Origin of the sequence: Hymenobacter edaphi, assembly GCF_003258365.1 — a bacterium.
Taxonomy (GTDB): Bacteria; Bacteroidota; Bacteroidia; order Cytophagales; family Hymenobacteraceae; genus Solirubrum; species Solirubrum edaphi.
Window position 1 is genome coordinate 575,790 of the sequence record NZ_QHKM01000004.1, and the last position, 17,161, is coordinate 592,950.

The window sequence follows — 17,161 nt, forward strand, 5'->3', positions numbered from 1 at the left end:
CGTACTGCCGAGGGGCGTCGTAGCTTCGCGTTTTCGGCTGGTATGGATTTTCTCTCGGTTTCAGGTATTACGTTTCAGGAAGCAGGCGCCAACGGCCTACGCGACATCAGCTTCCGGCAGCGGCGCTTTCAGAAGCTGGCCGTGGCCGGCGAAACCGGCGCGGGCAAAAGCACGCTGCTGCAGATCATTGCCGGGCTCACCGCCCCCTCGGCCGGCACGGTGCACTTCGAGGGGCAGCTGGTAGAAGATCCGCACGAAAAGCTGATTCCGGGCCACCCGGGCATTGCCTACCTCACCCAGCAGTTCGAGCTGCCCAAGTTTTTGCGCGTGGAGCAGGTGCTGCGCTACGCCGACAAGCTCGGACCCGGCGAGGCCGCCGCGCTCTACGAGCTGTGCCAGATCGACCACCTGCTGCCGCGCAAAACCAACCAGCTCTCGGGCGGGGAGCGGCAGCGCATTGCCCTGGCCCGGCTGCTGCTCGGCGCCCCGCGCCTGCTGCTGCTCGACGAGCCCTTTTCCAACCTCGACAGCGCCCACAAGCAAACCTTGAAAACCGTGCTGCGCGACGTGGGCCAGCAGCTCGACCTGAGCTACCTGCTCGTTTCGCACGACCCGCTCGATACCCTGTCCTGGGCCGATGAAATCATGGTGCTGCAGGCCGGGCGCGTGGTGCAGCAGGGGCCGCCGGAGCAGCTTTACCGCCAGCCCCGCAGCGAGTACGTAGCCGCCCTCTTCGGCGACTACAACCTGCTGCCCGGCGCGGCGGCGCGGCCGTTTGTGGCGTCGGGCGCGGTCAAAAAAGGCAAAAATCTGCTGGTGCGGCCCGAGGATTTTCAGCTCGGCGGGCCCGAGGCCGGGGTACCGGGTACGGTGCAGGAAGTACGGTTCTTCGGCAGCTACTACGAAGCATCGGTGCAGCTGACGGGCGGCGCGGCCGTGCGCGTGCGTACCCCCGAGCGCGGCCTGGCGCCGGGCACGCGGGTAGGTGTGAGCGTGGTGGCTGGCGGCGGCTGGCCGCTGTAGGCAAGGAACCACGGCGGCCGGCGGCCGTACAGCGGAGGAAGCCGCTTGCAACTCGAACGGCGCCACCCTTTTTTCCTCCGCACGCCATGACACCCGACCCCGCAGAATTCGACAGCATCCCCAACGAAGCCGATGAAGCCGCTGCTCGCCGCAGCGAGCAGCCCGTGGACCACGGCACCAGCGCCGATGCAGCGGCGCCCATCATCACCCAGGGCCACATGGGCGACGGCAGCGGCCAGCGCGGCAGCTACGGCGACAGCGACCAGACCAACGGCATGGAAGGCAACCGCGAGCAGCCCAAACCTGAATAGCATCCTGCCTAAGGCTAGGCCAAACAACGAAGGGCCGCTTCCCGGGAAGCGGCCCTTCGTTGTTTCAAAAGAACGGTGGCGTAGTGGCTACAGCGTGGCCACCTGCGTGCCGCGCGACTCGCGTGGCTTCTGCACCAGGTAGTAGTAGGCCAGCACCAGCAAGCCCAAGGTAAACGGGATGAGGGCCAGGTGCTTGCCCGTGATGCCGTGGCCGAACTGCACGGTGTCGAAGCCGAAAAACTCGCTGATCATCCAGTAGGAGTTGGCCGAAATCCAGAGCACGATGGCCAGGTTGTGGGCCAGCTCGGAGGCCAGGTGCCGGGTGCGCCAGGCAATAACCACGGCAATGGCCAGGGTGGGCACTATCATCGTCAGGCCCAGCGGCTTCCAGATCATGCACCAGCCCACGTCCTTGAGCAGCCAGAAGACGATGTGCAGGTTTTCCATGCGGCGGAAAGACGCCGGAATGGCGTAAATCGGGTCGTTGGCAGCCGGTTGCATTGCAGGTAGGGTAGGAGAGAAGCCAAAAATACACGCCGCTGGGACTCGGCGACGTCAGGAAATTCAAGGCAGTAGATAATATTTTATATCATGCTTTGAATTGCAAAGTAATTTGAAATATGTTTGCGACGTTATCCACCGCGGCCCGTTCCGCCGCTTATGCTAAGTAAGTCCGATGCGCAACCTGTTGAATCCGAAGTGGCTATTGCTGCTGAACTCCCTGCCCGTGGCGGTGCTGCTCCTGCTACTGGGCGGGAAGTTCAGCGTGATTCAGTCCCTGCTCCGCCCCGAAAGCCTGCACGCCTGGCGTATGGTGGGCGCGGGGCTGCTGGGGCTGGGCGCGCTGCACACCGGCTACGCGCTCTGGTGCCTGTGGCGGCGCCAGGCCCTACCGGTAGCCTACGGGGTGCTGGCCCTGCTGCTCAACCTCGGCGGCATGTACTACTACTTCTCCGTGGGGGCCGAGCTGCTGTTTCCGCCCGCGGTGCCGCGCTGGATGGTGGGCAGCGAAGCCGAGCTGTACGCCTTCACCTTCCTGATGCCTACGGTGGCCCACGCCACGCTGCTGCTGGTCGTGTACTCCGTGCCCGCCGACCGTCCCGTGGCGGCGCTGCCCAGCTTCGGCGTGGCGTTGGGCGTGCCGCTGGGCGCGTTTTTGCTGGCTCAGCTTCTGGGGGCGCTGCCCGGGAGCTTCGGCCACACCATCGAACACCTGCTGGTGACGGGCCTGTTCATCGTGGCGCCGCTGGTGTTTCTGTTTTTCCTGGCGCGGGGGCTTTACGTGGTGGTCAGCCGGAAAGCGGGCCTGTGGCACGAGCACCAGCTGCTCTGGAAACTGCTGATTGCCGGCGTATTGCCGCTGCTGGGCCTGGCCGTCAACGCCAGCCTGTCGCGGCCCGGCGTGTTCGGCGACTTCCGCAGCCCGTGGTTTTACGGTCTGGCCGCGCTCAATGCCCTGCTGCTCTGCCTGCCCGCGCCGGCCGGGCGGTGGGGGCGGCTGGCGCTGCTGCTGGGCCGCAGCGTCACGCTGGCCTACACGCTCTACTTCTTCGTGGTGTTCCTGCCGTTTCTGCCGCTGTCGGTGCTGGCGGTGATACTGATTGGCACCGGCTTTCTGATGCTGGCGCCGCTGCTTCTGCTGCTGGTGCACGCGCAGGTGCTCGACGACGACCTCACGCGCCTGCGCGGCGCCTTCCCGCGCTGGGCCCTGACCACTACCGTGCTGGCCGGCCTGCTGGTGCTGCCGCTGGGCCTGACGGCCGCCTACCTGCACGGCCGCCGCACCCTGCACGCGGCCCTGGCCTACGTTTACGCTCCCGACTACACCCGGCCGCCGCAGCCCCTCGACGCCGATGCGCTGCTGGCCACCCTGAACGTGGTGCAAAGCCACAAAGCCATCGACGTCGAGTGGTCCGGCCGGGGGCAGCCGTACTTGTCGACGTACTTCAACTGGCTGGTGCTCGACAACCTGACGCTGGCGGGCGACAAGCTCGACTACCTGCGCCGCATTTTCGGGGCCGATGCTGACTCGGTGGCCGCTGACAACTGGCTGGCGCCCGCCCCCGTGCGGCCGCCGGGCGGTCCGCGCCTCACCCGGGCGCAGCACCGCAGCACCTACGACGCCACCCAAGCCGCCTGGATTAGCTGGGTCGACCTGGAAATTACCGCTCCCGACAGCGTGCAACCGTGGAACCAGCCCCAGTACGCCACCGAGCTGGCCCTGCCGCCGGGCTGCTGGGTGCAGGATTATTACCTCGACATTGCCGGGCGGCGGGAGCACGGCATCCTGGCCGAAAAAAAGGCCGCCGCCTGGGTGTACGCCCAGATACTGAACGAAGGCCGCAGCCGCGACCCGGGCATCCTGCACTATCTCACCGGCAACCGCCTGGGCCTGCGCGTGTTTCCCTTCGCGGCGGGCGAGGTGCGGCGCACCGGCATCCGCTTCGTGCACAAGGAGCCCGTGCAGCTGCAAGTCGACGGCCAACTCCTGACGTTGGGCGACGCCGCGCGGCAGCCGGCGGTGGGCGAAGTGGCCACGGCCGGGCGCGAGGTGGTGTACCTGAGCCGGGCCGCCAAGCAGCGCCTGCCGCGGGTGCAGCGCCAGCCCTACTACCATTTCCTGCTCGACGTATCGGCCGGGCAGCAGGAGCGCAAGGCTGCTTACACTCGGGCGGTGCGGACGCTGCTGGCGCGGCAGCCGCTGCCTGGTACTCCGCGCTTCAGCCTGGTCAACGCCTACACCCGCCCCGTGCCCGCCGGCGCCGACTGGCAGCAAGCCCTGATCGATGCGCCCAACGCGGGTGGCCTATACCTGGCCGGCGCCCTGCGGCAAACGCTGGCCCAGACGCAGCTGCATCCTGCCACCACCTACCCGGTGCTGGTAGTGGTGACGGACCGCGCTGCCCAGGCCGTCCTTGATCCAGATTTTGCTGACTTAGCCGCCGCTTACCCCGAAAGCCCGGCCTACTACGTGCTGCCTACCCGCGGCCCGCTCGAAGCCCGTTCGCTGCGCTACGAATCGGCCCGGGTCTGGTCTGGGGCGCCCGCGCCCGGCAGCCCGGCACTGGTGCGGGCCTGGCCAGCGGTGGCCCGGCCGCGCGCCTACCTGCCCGACGACCAACAAGCCAGCATCGTGCTGAACCAGCCCGCCGTGCCCGTGCCGCCGACGGCCGAAGCCCGCTGGCTGACCGGCCTACGGCTGCAGGGCTACCAGCAACTGCTGGCTCTGCGGCCCGCCGCGGCCGAAGCTACCCGGCCGCCGGCCATCCAGGCCAGCTTCCGCTCGGGCATCCTCACCCCGCTGACGGCCTACCTCTCGCTGGAAAACGAGGCCCAGAAAGCGGCCCTGCGCCGCAAGCAGCAGGAGGTGCTCAAGGCCCACAGCGCCCTCGATGCCGGCGACGACACGCCCCCCACGGCCGTACCCCTCGACGGCGAGGCCGTCCTGCTACTGGCTGCCGGCGGCGCCCTGGGCTGGTGGCAACTGCGCCGGCGCCGGCCAGCGGCGGCTTAGCCCTGCCTCCGAGCCCCGCAGCTGCCCCCCCGTCGTGGGTGCTAAGTGCAGGGTGCTGAAGCGGGTAGAATGGGCCGGATAGCAGGGCCTGCTGAAGTCCCGCAGAACCGGAATCGGCTGCTGAGCTACTTTTGCGCCAGGCCCGGCAGCCGGCTCCGGGTCGGCTCCGTATCAGGCCCAGCCGGCCGCGGCAAACCGGCCGATTCTGCAATGACCAACTACCTACGCAAAGCGGCCAAAGCCACGGCCTACGCCGGCGGCGGCCTGCTCGGCGCCCTGGCCCTGTACGGCCTGGCCGCCGTCACCCTTTCGCGCATCCCGGTGCGCCGCCGCCGCCCCGACGGCCCCGAAGTCGTCGAGTGCTTTATTCTCTCCAACGGCGTGCACACCGACATCGTAGTGCCCGTGCGCAGCGCGCAGATGGACTGGAGCCGCCTGATTGCCTACGCCGACACCCCCGCCGCCGACCCCACGATGGACTACCTCGGTTTCGGCTGGGGCGACAAGGGCTTCTACCTGAACACGCCTACCTGGGCCGAGCTGCAGCCTCGCGTGGCCTTCGAGGCCATGTTCTGGCTGAGCACCACGGCCATGCATGCCACCTTCCACCACCGCCCCGCACCGGGCCCCGAGTGCGTGCCCATCACCCTCACCCGCCCCGAGTACGCCCGCCTGGTTCGGTTTATCCTCAACAGCTTCGAGCTGGACCGGCGCGGCCGCGCGCGGCACATCGAGGGCCACAGCTACGGGCCCTGCGACGCGTTCTACGAAGCCCGGGGCACCTACAACCTCTTCTACACCTGTAACTCCTGGGCCAACGCCGCCCTGAAGGCCGCCGGCCAGCGCGCTGCCCTCTGGACGCCCTTCGACCACGGGATTTTCCGCCATTACCGCTAACGGCGGCCGCGGGTTTGGCACTTCGGCGGGCGGCGGCTTACTTGCCGCGCATCCTCCGCCTGCCATGCCCACCATCTTCACCCACGCCCTCGTGGCGGCCGGCCTCGGCCGCATCAGATACGCCCGCCGGCAGCCCGCCCGCTTCTGGTGGCTCACCGCCCTGTGCGCCATCCTGCCCGATTTCGACGTCGTCACTTTCCGGCTCGGCATTCCCTACGCGAGCATGTGGGGGCACCGGGGCTTCACGCATTCCCTGGTCTTCGCCGCCCTCGCGGGCCTGCTGATGGCCTATGTTTTCTGGCCCCGGACCGATGCCCGGCCGCGCGCCCCGCTGGCCCTGTGGTTTGTCCTGGCCACGGCCACCCACCCCGTGCTCGACATGCTCACCAACGGCGGCCTCGGCGTGGCGCTGCTGGCCCCGTTCAGCGCCGAGCGGTTTTTTCTGCCCTGGCGGCCGGTGCGGGTGTCGCCGGTGGGCGGGGGCTTTTTTTCGGCCCGCGGCGTGGCCACGCTGCTGAGCGAGTTTCGGTGGCTCTGGCTGCCTACGCTGCTGGCCGTGGGGGGCGCGCTGCTGGCCCGGCGGCGCGCGGCTTAGCTAAAATGGTGAGCCGGCTGGGGCAACCCCGTGGGTACCAAAAGGAAACGGCCGCTGCGGGCGGCCGGACGAGGGTTGGAGTAAGGAGGAGAGGGGGATTAGTTCAGCCACACCTCCGCCAGCGGCTCGAAGCGCCGGGTGGCGAAAGCGCCGTACGGGCGCTCGGCGTAGAAGCCGAGCACGTGCACCTGCGGCAGGCCGGTGCGGGCGTTGGTGCGGTATTCCACCGGGTACACCTGCCCGGCCAGGGGCCAGTCACCGATGTGGTCGGTGGGGCGGCTGGTGGCGTCCACGCAACGGGCATACTGCTGGACGGGGAGGGGAGTTGGAAGTTGACTCTTCTTCGTTCTGCGCATATCCAAAAATACGGATATTTGGCAACAACTAAAAAAATTAGGTAGAAATATAGAAAGAATTTTTCCGGATTAGCGCGCTTTTAATGGGATGTAAAGTAGATCAAGTTGGGGTTCTGCGAAAAAAAGTCAACCGTCGCGGAACTATTCAAGCGGGCTCGGAAAACTAAATACTAAAATTATTAGTAAATAGCAGCGTCGCCGGCGTAACTGCGCGGGTTGGCCCGCTCTATGATGCGTATTACCCCGTTTTCCGTTGGCACCGACTGGGCCGGGCAGACCCTGCCGCTCTTTGCCTGCGCCGTGCCCGCGGGCTTCCCCTCACCGGCCGACGACCACCTCGACGCGCCCATCAACCTACACGAAATGCTCTTTACGCACCCCGCCTCCACCTTTCTGGCCCGCGTATCGGGCGACTCCATGACCGGCGCCGGCATCCGCCACGACGACATCATTGCCGTCGACCGGGCCCTGCAGCCGCAGGACGGCAGCATCGTGGTGGCCGTGCTCGACGGGGAGCACACCGTGAAGCGCCTGCGCCGCCTGGGCGAGCAAACCTGGCTGGAGCCCGATAACCCGCGCTACCCCATCATCCGGCTCAACGAAGGCTGCCAGCTGGTGATTTTCGGGGTGGTCACGCACGTTATCCACTCCTTCCGCGAGCGAAAAGCGCGGGCCGTACCCCCGACCGCCCGGCCGCGCAAACGCCCCTGACCGCCATGATTGCCCTGGTCGACTGCAACAACTTCTACGTGTCGTGCGAGCGGGTTTTTCAGCCGCAGCTGGAAACGCAGCCGGTGGTGGTGCTCAGCAACAACGACGGCTGCCTGATTTCGCGCTCCGACGAGGCCAAGGCCCTGGGCTTCGCGATGGGGGAGCCGTACCACCTGGCCCGGCCGCGGCTGCAGCAGCACGGTGTGCGCGTGTTTTCCTCGAACTACGCCCTCTACGGCGACATGTCGCGCCGGGTGCTGCGCGTGCTCAGCGACTTCACGCCCGAAGTCGACGTGTACTCCATCGACGAGGCCTTCCTGAACCTGGACGGCCTGCAGTACTGCGCCGGAGCGGGCCTGGACGCCTACGCCCAAGCCATTCGGCGCACGGTACTGGCGCATGTCGGCATCCCGACGGCCGTGGGCGTGGCCCCCACCAAGACGCTGGCCAAGCTGGCCAACCGCCTCGCGCGCCGGCAGCCGCCGGCCCAGCGCGTGCTGGTACTGGCCACGGAAGAGCAGCGCTGGGCCGCCCTCAGTCAAACGCCCATTGCCGACGTGTGGGGCATCGGCCGCCGCTACGCGCCCAAGCTGGAGGCGGCCGGCATTCGTACCGCCGCCGACCTGGTCGGGGCCCCCGAAAGCTGGGTGCGGCGCCATTTGGGCGGGGTGGTGGGCGTGCGGCTCTGGCAGGAACTGCGCGGGCAGCCCTGCCTGGATTTCGACCCGGCCGAGCTGGCCGCCGAGCCCGGGCAGCCAGCCCCGGGCCGCCACAGCGTGACGTGTACGCGCTCCTTTGGGCAGCCCCAACGCTCCCTCGTGGCGCTGAGCGAAGCCGTGGCCACCTTCACCAGCCAGGCCGCCGAAAAGCTGCGCCGTCACGGCCTGGCCGCGCACGTGCTCACCGTGCTGCTGGGCACCGACAAGCACGCCCCCGGCAGCGGCCCGCCCACCCACACGGCCGTGGTGGCGCTGCCCACCGCCACCTCCGACACCGGGGAGCTGATCGGCGTAGCGCTGCAGCGGCTGCGGCAGCTGGCGCGCCCCGGCACGGCCTACCACCGGGCGGGCGTGACGCTCAGCGGCCTGGAGCCGGCCGGGCAGGCGCAGCTGAGTATGTTCGGTCATTCGGCCGAGCAGCTGCAGCAGCGCCAGCAGCTCATGGCCCGCCTCGACGCCCTAAATGCCCGCTTTGGGCGCGGCACCGTGCGCCACGCCGCCACCGGCCTTGGTGATACCGCGTGGCGCGGGCGGCGCAACATGATGTCGGCGCTGTATACCACCGACTGGCAAGAGCTGTGGGCGGTGCGCAGCTAGGCGGCACTCGGCTGAAGCAACGGATTAGGCTGAGCGGCCAGTAAAAGGCGCCGTGCTGAGCTTGCCGAAGCGTTTCTACCAGACGATTTTGCTCGGTGAAGACGCTGGGGCAAGCTCAGCACGACCGTTTCCGGGTGCGTGGGAAAGCGGTTGTTGCTTGCTGTGCACATCCTGAGGCGGTTTTACCGCTGCACTACCACGCGGCGCACTTCTGCACCGCCGACCGAAGTCAGGCGCAGCGAGTATACGCCCGGAGCCACGCTGCTGAGGTCCAAATCATTGCTGGCGGCGGGTACAGCCCAACTGCCTGCCGTGCGGCCCAAGGCATCGAGCAATTCGACGCGGCGAGCCGGGCTGGTCGTCGGCAGCACCACGCGCAGGCGGCCGGTGGTCGGATTAGGATATACCTGCCAGGCCAACGGCGCGGCGGCCGCGCGCGTCGGCAGCACCTGCAGGTAGCGAATCTGGGCGGCATCGGCGGCGGCTTGCAGCTGCGGGAGCGACGGGGCGGCCAGCACGGCAAAGGCTATGACCACGGAGTCGCCGGGGGCGAGGCGGCCCAGGGCGGCCCCCACCACGTGCGACACATCGGCGCCGAAGGAGCCGCCGGCCGTGCGCTGCCGGGCGCGGTTGCTGAGGGTAAGAAACTTCTCGGCCGAGGAAAACCCGTCGCCGAAATACACCGGGGCGGTGCTACCGGCGTTGTTGTTCAGGGCGTAGTACGAGGCCACGGCGCGGGTATCGGGCCGCAGCAGCCGCACGCCGGCGTAGAGGCTGGCGGCGGTGGGTTGGGCGGCGTTGGCCACGTAGCCGAGCAGGCGCGTCGAGTCCCAGGCGGCTACGTTGCGGGCGGCTTCGGCGGGCAGGTCCCAGTCCATAAACAGGCCGGCGTGCAGGGGCCGGAGCGTGTCGGCCGAGGCGTTGCGCACGGTGTACTCCACGATGGCGTAGTCGCGGTCGGCGGCGGGGGCGGCGTAGGCCAGGGCCCGCTGCCGCACCCGCACGCCCAGGGTGCGGCCCCGGCTCAGGCTGGGCAGCGAATCCTGGAAGGTGCCGCTGGCCTGCTGGTGGGCCGTGGTCAGGGGCACCATCCGAATGGCCTGGCGGGTGAAGAAGTCGTAATCGGTGGTGTAGAGCGGGGCGCTGCGCAGGCGGTCCATGACGCGGGTGGGGCCCGTGGCCACCAGCAGCCCGCCTTCCGAGAGCAGCAGGGGCGAGTTGCGGTAGGTGATGCTGGCCCCGATTTCGTTGTTGGTCCCGTCGTAGCCGAGGTTGCCGCGGCTGGTCACGGTCAGGTGCAGGTCGTTGGCGGTCAGCACCACGTAGTCGGGGTTCAGCGCCACGGTCACGTACTGGTCGTCTTGGTAGCCGCCGGCGGCCGTGAAGCGGCAGCGCAGCACCCCGCGGGTGTTGATGGGCGTGCCGGCGGCCACGCGCAGCTGCACCGGCGCCAGCGCGGTGCCGCCGGTGGCCAGGCTGCCGAGGGTGGTCGGGCCGCTGGTCACCGTCAGCTCGGGCGTGAGCGAGGTGACGGTGAGCGTGAGGCCCTGTACCGGCAGCAGCAGGTTTTCGGCCGTGAGGGTGAGGCGGGCGGTGTCGGTGGGCAGCAGGCGCGGGCGGCTCAGGCGCTGCGCGCGGATGCGCACGGCCTGCTGGTTCGGGCCCAGGCTCAGCGCGCGGCGCACGTTGAGGCGGCCCGAGCCGAGGCGGCCAGCAATGGTGGTATTGCCCGGCACCGCGTAGATATCATCGGTGGTGCGACGGAGCACGGCGGCCACCTGCGCGGCCGTCAGCTGCGGAAACCGGTGGCGCACCAGCCCGGCCGCCGCCGCCACGATGGGGCAGGCAAACGACGAGCCGCCCACGGCCACGTAGGCGCTGTCGTGGTCGGCCGAGGTGGTCAGGATAAAGTCGCCGGGGGCCGAGAGCGTGACGCGGTAGCTGTAGGTGAGGACCTGCCGGTCGGTGGGCGAGACGCCGGCCACCGAAATGACGTTGTCGTAGGAAGCGGGGTAGAAGTCCAGCTCGGCGTTGGCGTTGCCGGCGGCCACCACCACCACCGCGTCGCGGTTGAGGGCGGCGTAGTTGATGACGTCCTGCTCGTACTGCGACTTGCCCCCGGTGCCGCCCCACGATACGTTGATAACCTTGCAGCCGTGGTCGGCCGCGTACACGATGGCCTCGTAGCCGCCGAACGACCCGGCGGCGGTGCTCGGGTAGATTTTCAGCGGCAGGTAGCGGCAGTTGAAGCCCACGCCCGCCAGGCCCTTGCCGTTGTCGGGGCGGGCCACGGCGCAGCCGGCCACCAGCACGCCGTGCCCGCCGTAGGGCGGCCCCACGCTCGGGTCGTTGTCGCGGTCCGCCGTGTCCCAGCCGCGGAAGTTGTCCACGTAGCCATCGTTGTCGTTGTCGATGCCGTCGACGGGGTCGGCGTAGTTGAGCTTGATCTGCCCGCGCAAGTCCTGGTGGGTGAAGCGCGTGCCCGTATCGGTGATGCCGATGACGACGGTGGAGTCGCCGCGGTCCAGGTCCCAGCCGCGGTAGGTCTGCGTTTTCTGCAGGTAATACTGCGTGGCGGCCTGGTTGGCAATGGTGGAGTCGGCCAGCGGGTCGTTGGGCTGGTAGAGCGGGGCGCGCTGGTAGAGCGGCTCCACGTAGCTCACCAGGCCGGTGCTCAGCAGCTGCTGGCGCACCTTGCCCAGCGGCAGCCCGGCGGCGTACCGGAACTGGTAGATGCCGCGCAGCTCCACGCTGCCGGGCCGCTCCTGGCTCGGCGGCAGGGCCCGCGGAAACTTCTGCTCCAGCCCGCTGGCCCCGAGCTGGCGCAGCGCGGCTTCGAGCTGCCCGATCTGGGCGCCCGCGGCCAGCCGCAGCACCGCCGTGCCGGGCAGCGTGGGCGAGGGCGCTCCGCCGGCCGCCGCCGACGGCTGAGCGGCGGAGCTGAAAGCCAGGGCAAAGCAGACGCAGGCGGTAACTAACAGGCGTAGGAGTCGGTTCATCGGTGTAAATGATGTGATAGGGCAGCTCGGACCTAACTACGTAAATTTAGCGCCGAGCCGGCATCGGCTCCGAACTTTTCGACCAACTTCGCCCCGCATTCCCTCAACCTCAGTTTATGACCGATACGACCCAGAAGCACCAGGCTACCCTGGAGCAGGCAGTCCAGGCCCTGCACGGCCGCACGTTCTTCGCCCAGTACCCCGAAAACCCCTCGCCCGACGTGTACGGCGCCGAGGCCGACGCCCAGGGCCGCGCGGCCTTCACCGCCCGCCGCGGCCAGCAGTTCCAGGAGCTGCAGCAGGGCGAGCCGCAGGGCTGGGCCGGGCAGGAAGAGTCGCCCTACGAGCAGGCCGGGCTGGATATCAAATACCCCTTCTTCGCCCCCGAAACGCTGGTGCAGAACGCCCAATCGGCCTTCGACGCCTGGCGCAAGGTGAAGCCCGCCGACCGCGCCGCCCTGCTCATTGAGAGCCTGGAAGGCATGAAGCAGCGCTTCTTCGAAATTGCCTACGCCACCATGCACACCACCGGGCAGGCCTTCCTGATGTCGTTCCAGGCCTCGGGCCCGCACGCCGCCGACCGCGCCCTGGAAGCCATTGCCGCCGGCTACGAGGAGCAGACGCGCTTCCCGGAGCAGACGCGCTGGGACAAGCCCATGGGCAAGTTCACCATCAGCCTCAACAAAAGCTGGCGCCCGGTGCCCAAGGGCGTGGCCCTGGTTATCGGCTGCTCCACCTTCCCGACGTGGAACACCGTGCCCGGCATGTACGCCTCGCTGGTAACCGGCAACCCCGTCATCATCAAGCCTCACCCCAAGGCCGTGCTGCCCATTGCCATTGTGGTAGCGGAGGTGCAGAAAGTGCTGGTGGCCAACGGCCTGCCCGCCGCCATCTGCCAGCTGGCCGTCGATGCCGACGACCACCTCATCACCAAGGCGCTGGCCGAAAACCCCGCGGTGAAGCTCATCGACTACACCGGCGGCACCGAGTTCGGCAACTACATCGAGGGCCTGCAGCAGCAGGGCAAAACCGTGTTTACCGAGAAAACCGGCGTCAACTCGGTTATCCTCGACTCGTGCGACGACCTCGACAAGGTGGCCCAGAACCTGGCCTTCTCCGTGAGCCTGTACTCGGGCCAGATGTGCACCGCCCCGCAGAACTTCTTCATTCCGGCCGCCGGCGTGAAAGTGGGCGACACCCTGGTGCCCTTCGAGGAAGTGACGCAGAAGCTGGCCGCCGCCGTGCAAGGGCTGGCTACCAACCCCAAGGCCGCCCCGCACGTGCTGGGCGCCATTCAGAACCCGGCCACGCACGAGCGCGTGGCGCAGATGGCCGACCGCGGGCACCGCTCGGTGCTGGCCCACGGCCCGGTGGAAAACCCGATGTTCCAGAACGCGCGCACCTGCTCGCCGGCCCTCTACGAAGTGGATGCCACGCAGAAGGAGCAGTTCAGCCAGGAGCTGTTCGGGCCCATCATGCTGGCCATCAAGACCAAGGACACGCATGAGAGCATCCGGCTGGCGGCCGAGCTGGCGCGGGAGCACGGCGCCATTAGCTGCGCGGCCTATACCACCGATGCCGCCATCAAGGAGGAAATCATGGACCAGATGAGCCTGGCGGGCACCGCCGTGAGCTTCAACCTGACCGGCGGCATCTACGTGAATCAGAACGCGGCCTTCTCCGACTTCCACGTCACGGGCGGCAACCCGGCCGGCAACGCCTCCTTCACCAACCCCGAGTTTGTGCTCAAGCGCTTTACCTGGGTGGGCTTCCGCGAACCAGCGGTGTAAGGCAATTAAAACTTGAGCATTAAAAAAGGACCGTCAGATAAAACTGACGGTCCTTTTTTGTGCTTGCGCGGCCGCGTTTAATTGGAAGCGGCCTTGCGGCTGGCGTTGCCGTTGCTGTACTTGAATTTCTTGCTGCCCTTCACGGTGCGGAACTGGTAGGGGTTGTTCGCTTTCGTGTCGAGGCCCAGGCCCACGCTGCCGCCGCGGGTCTGCTTGTACTGCCGCTTGTCGTTGCCGCGCTCGGCGCCGCGGTTCGAGACGGACTTGTAGTTGTGCGGATTCTGCATGGCCGCGTCGCCGCGGGAGCAGGCCGTGCCGCTGAGCAGGCAGCCCGCAGCGAGGAGGTATAGTAGAGGTTTCATGGTGGAAGCAGCGAAAGTGAGAGAAGGGAGAAGTGCCAGCTTATTAGCTAAGCACCACACCGTTCCTTTTACTGCCTTCCGCCCGAAAAGGATATGCCCGGCCCCAGAAATATCGGGGGCCTGCGCAGGCCAACCCGCTGGGTGTTAGGCCCGGCGCAGCCAGCGCACCGGCGCGGCCTCGGGCACCACCAGCGTGGGAATGGGGCTGCGCAGCATGAGCCGGGCCCCGGTGCTGGTGTCGAACTGCTCGCCCGGCAGGGTGCGCTGCCGGGCCACAAAGAGCAGCAGGTCGGCGTCGCAGGCCCGCAGCAGCTGCAGAATTCCCTCTTCCACCGAGGCGTGGTAGGCCGTGTGCAGGGTGTGCGGCAGGTCGCCGAGCAGGCCGATTTCGGCGAAGCGGGCAAGCAGCGCCGCGGGCGGGGGCAGGGCTTCGTCGGCGGTGTACACGTGGATGCCCACGGTGGAGGGAACCAGCTGCGCCAGCAACCGGGCGGCGGCGGTCCGCCCGCTGCCCAGGTACAGCACCCGCGTGTCCTGGCGCAGGCTCAGCAGCAGCTCGGTCACGCGGCGGGCGCTGCCGGGCAGGCGCACGGCCTGCCCGTCGGTGTCGAGGGCCAGGCGGGTGGGCACTTCGGCCGGGGCGGCGAAGGCGGCGGGCACCACCAGCAGCGGATTCGGCAATAGGCGGCAAAGCAAAAACAGCGGGTGCGCGGCCGGACCGGGGGCATCGGCGGCGGGCGGGCGGCCGACCACCAGCACGTCGGTGGTGCCGGGCTGCGGGCAGCGGGCCAGCTCGGTGGCCACGTCGCGGGTTATGAGCGTGAGGCGGCAGGGGCCCTGCGTGGCCAGGGCAGCGGCCTGGGTGTGCAGGCGGGCGGTAAGCTGGGCCGCCGAGAGGCCCGGCGGCAGCGGGAAGTGCGCGGCCGCCGCATCGTGGGGGGCGGGCAGCACGGCCAGCAGGCGCAGCTCGGCGGGCTGTTGGTGGCTGCGCAGGTGCCGAATCAACATCAGAGCATAGGCCAGGGCATTGTCGGCGGCGGCCGAGCCGTTCATTAATACGCTGAATGTCGTCATGGCCTGCGGCCACCGGCGGAGTAGCCGCGGTGTCTGTGCAAGGTACCACAAATTCAAGTTATTATTGTTAAAGTAATATTAAAAACAAGGTAATTTATAAAATGACGAATCGTCGGGCTGTGCCGACCGGGTAGGCCGGGGTTTTCCACCGGCCACGCACCACGTCGGGCTTCAGTCAGCGGGCGAGTTATGGCGCCGAACGGGCCCAGGCCCGACTCGAACGGCAAGCGGTGCGGGCCGCATGGACTACGGCCCGCACCGCGTTTCTAAAAGCTCAGGGCCTCGCGGAAGCGCGTGGACTGCTGCCGCGACACTTCCACTTCGCCGCCGCCGCGCAGCCGGATTTTCAGCGTGCTGCTAAACCAGGGCTCGATGTGCTCCACCCACTTCAGGTTGATGATCTGCTGGCGGTTGACGCGGAAAAAAACGGCCGGATCGAGGCGGGCTTCCAGCTGCTGCAGGGTGCGCGGAATAAGCGGGCGCACGTCGTGGAAGTGCAGGCGCGTGTAGTTGTCGGCCACTTCCAGCAGGCGCACGTCCTGCAGGCGCACAAACCAGCACCGCTCGCCGTCCTTGACGAACACCTGGTCGGTTTCGCGCAGCAGCTCGCGGGCGGCGGCGGCGGGCTCCGCCGCGTCGGGCGCGGGGCCGGCCGGCTGGGCCGTGCGGGCCTTGGCCAGGGCGGCGGCCAGGCGCTGCTCGTCCACGGGCTTGAGCAGGTAGTCCAGCGCATTCACCTCGAAGGCCTGCACGGCGTACTGGTCGAAGGCGGTGGTGAAGACGACCTGCGGGGCGGCGTCCTCCAGGTCGGCCAGCAGCTCGAAGCCCGAACGGCCGGGCATGTGAATGTCGAGCAGCAGCAAATCGGGGCGCAGCTCGGTCAGGCGCAGCTGGGCTTCATCGGCATTGGCGGCTTCGCCCACCACCGTCACGTCGGGGTGGCGCTGCAGCAGGCGGCGCAGCTCCTGGCGGGCCAGGCGGGAGTCGTCGACTACGAGAACGTTCATGGGGTCAATGAATAAGGAGCAATCAGCAGGAAGCAGGGGCCGGCGCGCCTGGCACGGCGGCCGCCGGCAAAGGCAGGTGGTCAGTGCCCAGGGCCAGCGGCTCGTTGCCCAGCGGCAGGCGCACGGTGGCGGCCACGGTAGCCGCGTCGGCCTGCTCCAGGCGCAGCTCGGCCTGCGGGCCGAACAGCAGGCGCAGCCGCTCGCGCACGTTGCGCAGGCCGGTGCCGGTGCCGTCGGGGCGGGGGGCCGTGGGGTGGGGCGTGAGCTGGCCGGTGTTGGCCACCGTCAGCAGCAGCTCCTGCGGGGTGCGGCGGGCCCCGATGCGCAGCTCGCCGCCCGCCGGCAGCGGGGCCAGGCCGTGCTTCACCGCGTTTTCGACGAGCACCTGCACCAGCATGGGCGGCACCAGCACCGGCAGGCAGTCGGCGGGCACGTCGATGGCGTAGCGCAGGCGCTCCTCCAGCTGCAGCGACTCCAGCTGCAGGTAGTCGCGCACCACGGCCAGCTCGCGGCCCAGCGGCACCTGCTCGGTGCGGTTCAGCTGAATGGCGTAGCGCAGCAGCTCGGAGAGGTGGCTGAGCATGTGGCGGGCGCGCTCGGGGTCTTCGCCGATAAGGGAGCGGATGTTGTTGAGCCCGTTGAAGAGAAAGTGCGGGTTGATCTGGGCCTTGAGCGTCTGCATCTCGGCCTCGCGCACGGCGGCCGTGAGCTTCCACTTGTCGATTTCGGCCTGGCGGTAGCGCTGCAGGTAAAACCAGCCGAAGTAGAACCCGCTCCACAGCCAGAGCAGGAAGTTGACGTTGAACACGTAGCCGATAAACTGGCCCACCCCGTAGGACTGCCCGGTGGAGGCGGGCCGCACCACGCCCGCAATCAGGCCCCAGATGATAACCTGGCTGAACAGAGCCAGCAGCAGGTTGGTGAGCAGCAGCCGGCCCAGCAGCGGGGCCGGGCCCAGCTGCGTCCAGCCCCGGGCCCGGATGTGGTAGCGCAGGCCGTGGGAGAGGCCCAGCAGCGTGAGGGCAATGATGGCCGAGATGAACACGCCGTCGAGGGAAAAACGGCCGAACATCGAAAACACCATCAGGTTGAAGCCGGCGTAGAACGTCCAGCCGATCAGCTGGCAGCGCCAGTACAGGCGGCTCGGCGGCGGTACCGCGGCGTAAGAAGTCAGCAGCTTGGGCATAGAGGCGAAAGGTAGGGCCG

The 17,161-nt window shown here is 68.3% G+C and carries 15 protein-coding genes; 8 read left to right on the plus strand and 7 right to left on the minus strand.

Annotation, left to right across the window (positions count from 1 at the left end; translation table 11 throughout):
* Window positions 1–42: 42 nt before the first annotated feature.
* Window positions 43–1,023: an ABC transporter ATP-binding protein gene (locus tag DLM85_RS15675; protein ID WP_111479043.1), complete on the plus strand. Its 981-nt coding sequence runs from the start codon at window positions 43–45 to the stop codon at window positions 1,021–1,023.
* Between the two features lie 86 nt (window positions 1,024–1,109).
* Window positions 1,110–1,334, plus strand: a complete 225-nt coding sequence (locus DLM85_RS15680) for a hypothetical protein (RefSeq protein ID WP_111479044.1) — start codon at window positions 1,110–1,112, stop codon at window positions 1,332–1,334.
* Between the two features lie 87 nt (window positions 1,335–1,421).
* Here the strand turns inward: DLM85_RS15680 and DLM85_RS15685 are convergent, their stop codons facing one another.
* Window positions 1,422–1,835: a hypothetical protein gene (locus tag DLM85_RS15685; protein WP_207891035.1), complete on the minus strand. Its 414-nt coding sequence runs from the start codon at window positions 1,833–1,835 to the stop codon at window positions 1,422–1,424.
* 175 nt (window positions 1,836–2,010) lie between these two features.
* Between DLM85_RS15685 and DLM85_RS15690 the strand changes: the two genes are divergently transcribed.
* The 3 genes from DLM85_RS15690 (at window position 2,011) to DLM85_RS15700 (ending at window position 6,340) form a co-directional block, all read left to right on the plus strand.
* Complete coding sequence (locus DLM85_RS15690; RefSeq protein WP_111479045.1) at window positions 2,011–4,848, plus strand: MSEP-CTERM sorting domain-containing protein; 2,838 nt, start codon at window positions 2,011–2,013, stop codon at window positions 4,846–4,848.
* A gap of 210 nt (window positions 4,849–5,058) precedes the next feature.
* The gene (locus DLM85_RS15695; protein ID WP_111479046.1) at window positions 5,059–5,745 is read left to right on the plus strand and encodes a TIGR02117 family protein; all 687 of its coding nucleotides are present in this window, start codon (window positions 5,059–5,061) and stop codon (window positions 5,743–5,745) included.
* A gap of 64 nt (window positions 5,746–5,809) precedes the next feature.
* Window positions 5,810–6,340 (plus strand): metal-dependent hydrolase, encoded by a 531-nt coding sequence (locus DLM85_RS15700; protein ID WP_111479047.1) that lies wholly within the window; start codon window positions 5,810–5,812, stop codon window positions 6,338–6,340.
* A 98-nt stretch (window positions 6,341–6,438) separates the two neighbouring features.
* Here the strand turns inward: DLM85_RS15700 and DLM85_RS15705 are convergent, their stop codons facing one another.
* The gene (locus DLM85_RS15705; RefSeq protein WP_111479048.1) at window positions 6,439–6,633 is read right to left on the minus strand and encodes a hypothetical protein; all 195 of its coding nucleotides are present in this window, start codon (window positions 6,631–6,633) and stop codon (window positions 6,439–6,441) included.
* 291 nt (window positions 6,634–6,924) lie between these two features.
* On the opposite strand from DLM85_RS15705, the gene DLM85_RS15710 reads away from it, so the two are divergent.
* Both DLM85_RS15710 and DLM85_RS15715 read left to right on the plus strand, forming a co-directional pair.
* Window positions 6,925–7,407, plus strand: a complete 483-nt coding sequence (locus DLM85_RS15710; RefSeq protein WP_207891036.1) for a LexA family protein — start codon at window positions 6,925–6,927, stop codon at window positions 7,405–7,407.
* A 5-nt stretch (window positions 7,408–7,412) separates the two neighbouring features.
* Window positions 7,413–8,723 carry a Y-family DNA polymerase gene (locus tag DLM85_RS15715; RefSeq protein ID WP_111479049.1) on the plus strand — a complete coding sequence of 437 codons (1,311 nt, stop codon included), beginning with the start codon at window positions 7,413–7,415 and terminating at the stop codon, window positions 8,721–8,723.
* 182 nt (window positions 8,724–8,905) lie between these two features.
* On the opposite strand, the gene DLM85_RS15720 is transcribed toward DLM85_RS15715, so the two are convergent.
* A complete protein-coding gene (locus tag DLM85_RS15720; RefSeq protein ID WP_111479050.1) occupies window positions 8,906–11,722 on the minus strand; it encodes a S8 family peptidase in 2,817 nt (938 codons plus the stop codon).
* A gap of 116 nt (window positions 11,723–11,838) precedes the next feature.
* On the opposite strand from DLM85_RS15720, the gene paaN reads away from it, so the two are divergent.
* Window positions 11,839–13,512, plus strand: coding sequence for a phenylacetic acid degradation protein PaaN (gene paaN, locus DLM85_RS15725; RefSeq protein ID WP_111479051.1), 1,674 nt, complete (start codon window positions 11,839–11,841; stop codon window positions 13,510–13,512).
* Window positions 13,513–13,589: 77 nt separating this feature from the next.
* Here paaN and DLM85_RS15730 read toward each other — a convergent pair whose 3' ends face one another.
* From DLM85_RS15730 to DLM85_RS15745, 4 genes are all read right to left on the minus strand, one after another.
* Complete coding sequence (locus DLM85_RS15730) at window positions 13,590–13,874, minus strand: hypothetical protein (RefSeq protein ID WP_111479052.1); 285 nt, start codon at window positions 13,872–13,874, stop codon at window positions 13,590–13,592.
* Window positions 13,875–14,018: 144 nt separating this feature from the next.
* Window positions 14,019–14,948, minus strand: coding sequence for an adenine nucleotide alpha hydrolase family protein (locus tag DLM85_RS15735; protein WP_133257086.1), 930 nt, complete (start codon window positions 14,946–14,948; stop codon window positions 14,019–14,021).
* A 266-nt stretch (window positions 14,949–15,214) separates the two neighbouring features.
* Window positions 15,215–15,955: a LytR/AlgR family response regulator transcription factor gene (locus tag DLM85_RS15740; RefSeq protein ID WP_111479054.1), complete on the minus strand. Its 741-nt coding sequence runs from the start codon at window positions 15,953–15,955 to the stop codon at window positions 15,215–15,217.
* A 22-nt stretch (window positions 15,956–15,977) separates the two neighbouring features.
* Entirely contained in the window at window positions 15,978–17,141 is a 1,164-nt protein-coding gene (locus tag DLM85_RS15745) for a sensor histidine kinase (protein WP_111479055.1), read from the minus strand.
* Window positions 17,142–17,161: the final 20 nt, after the last annotated feature.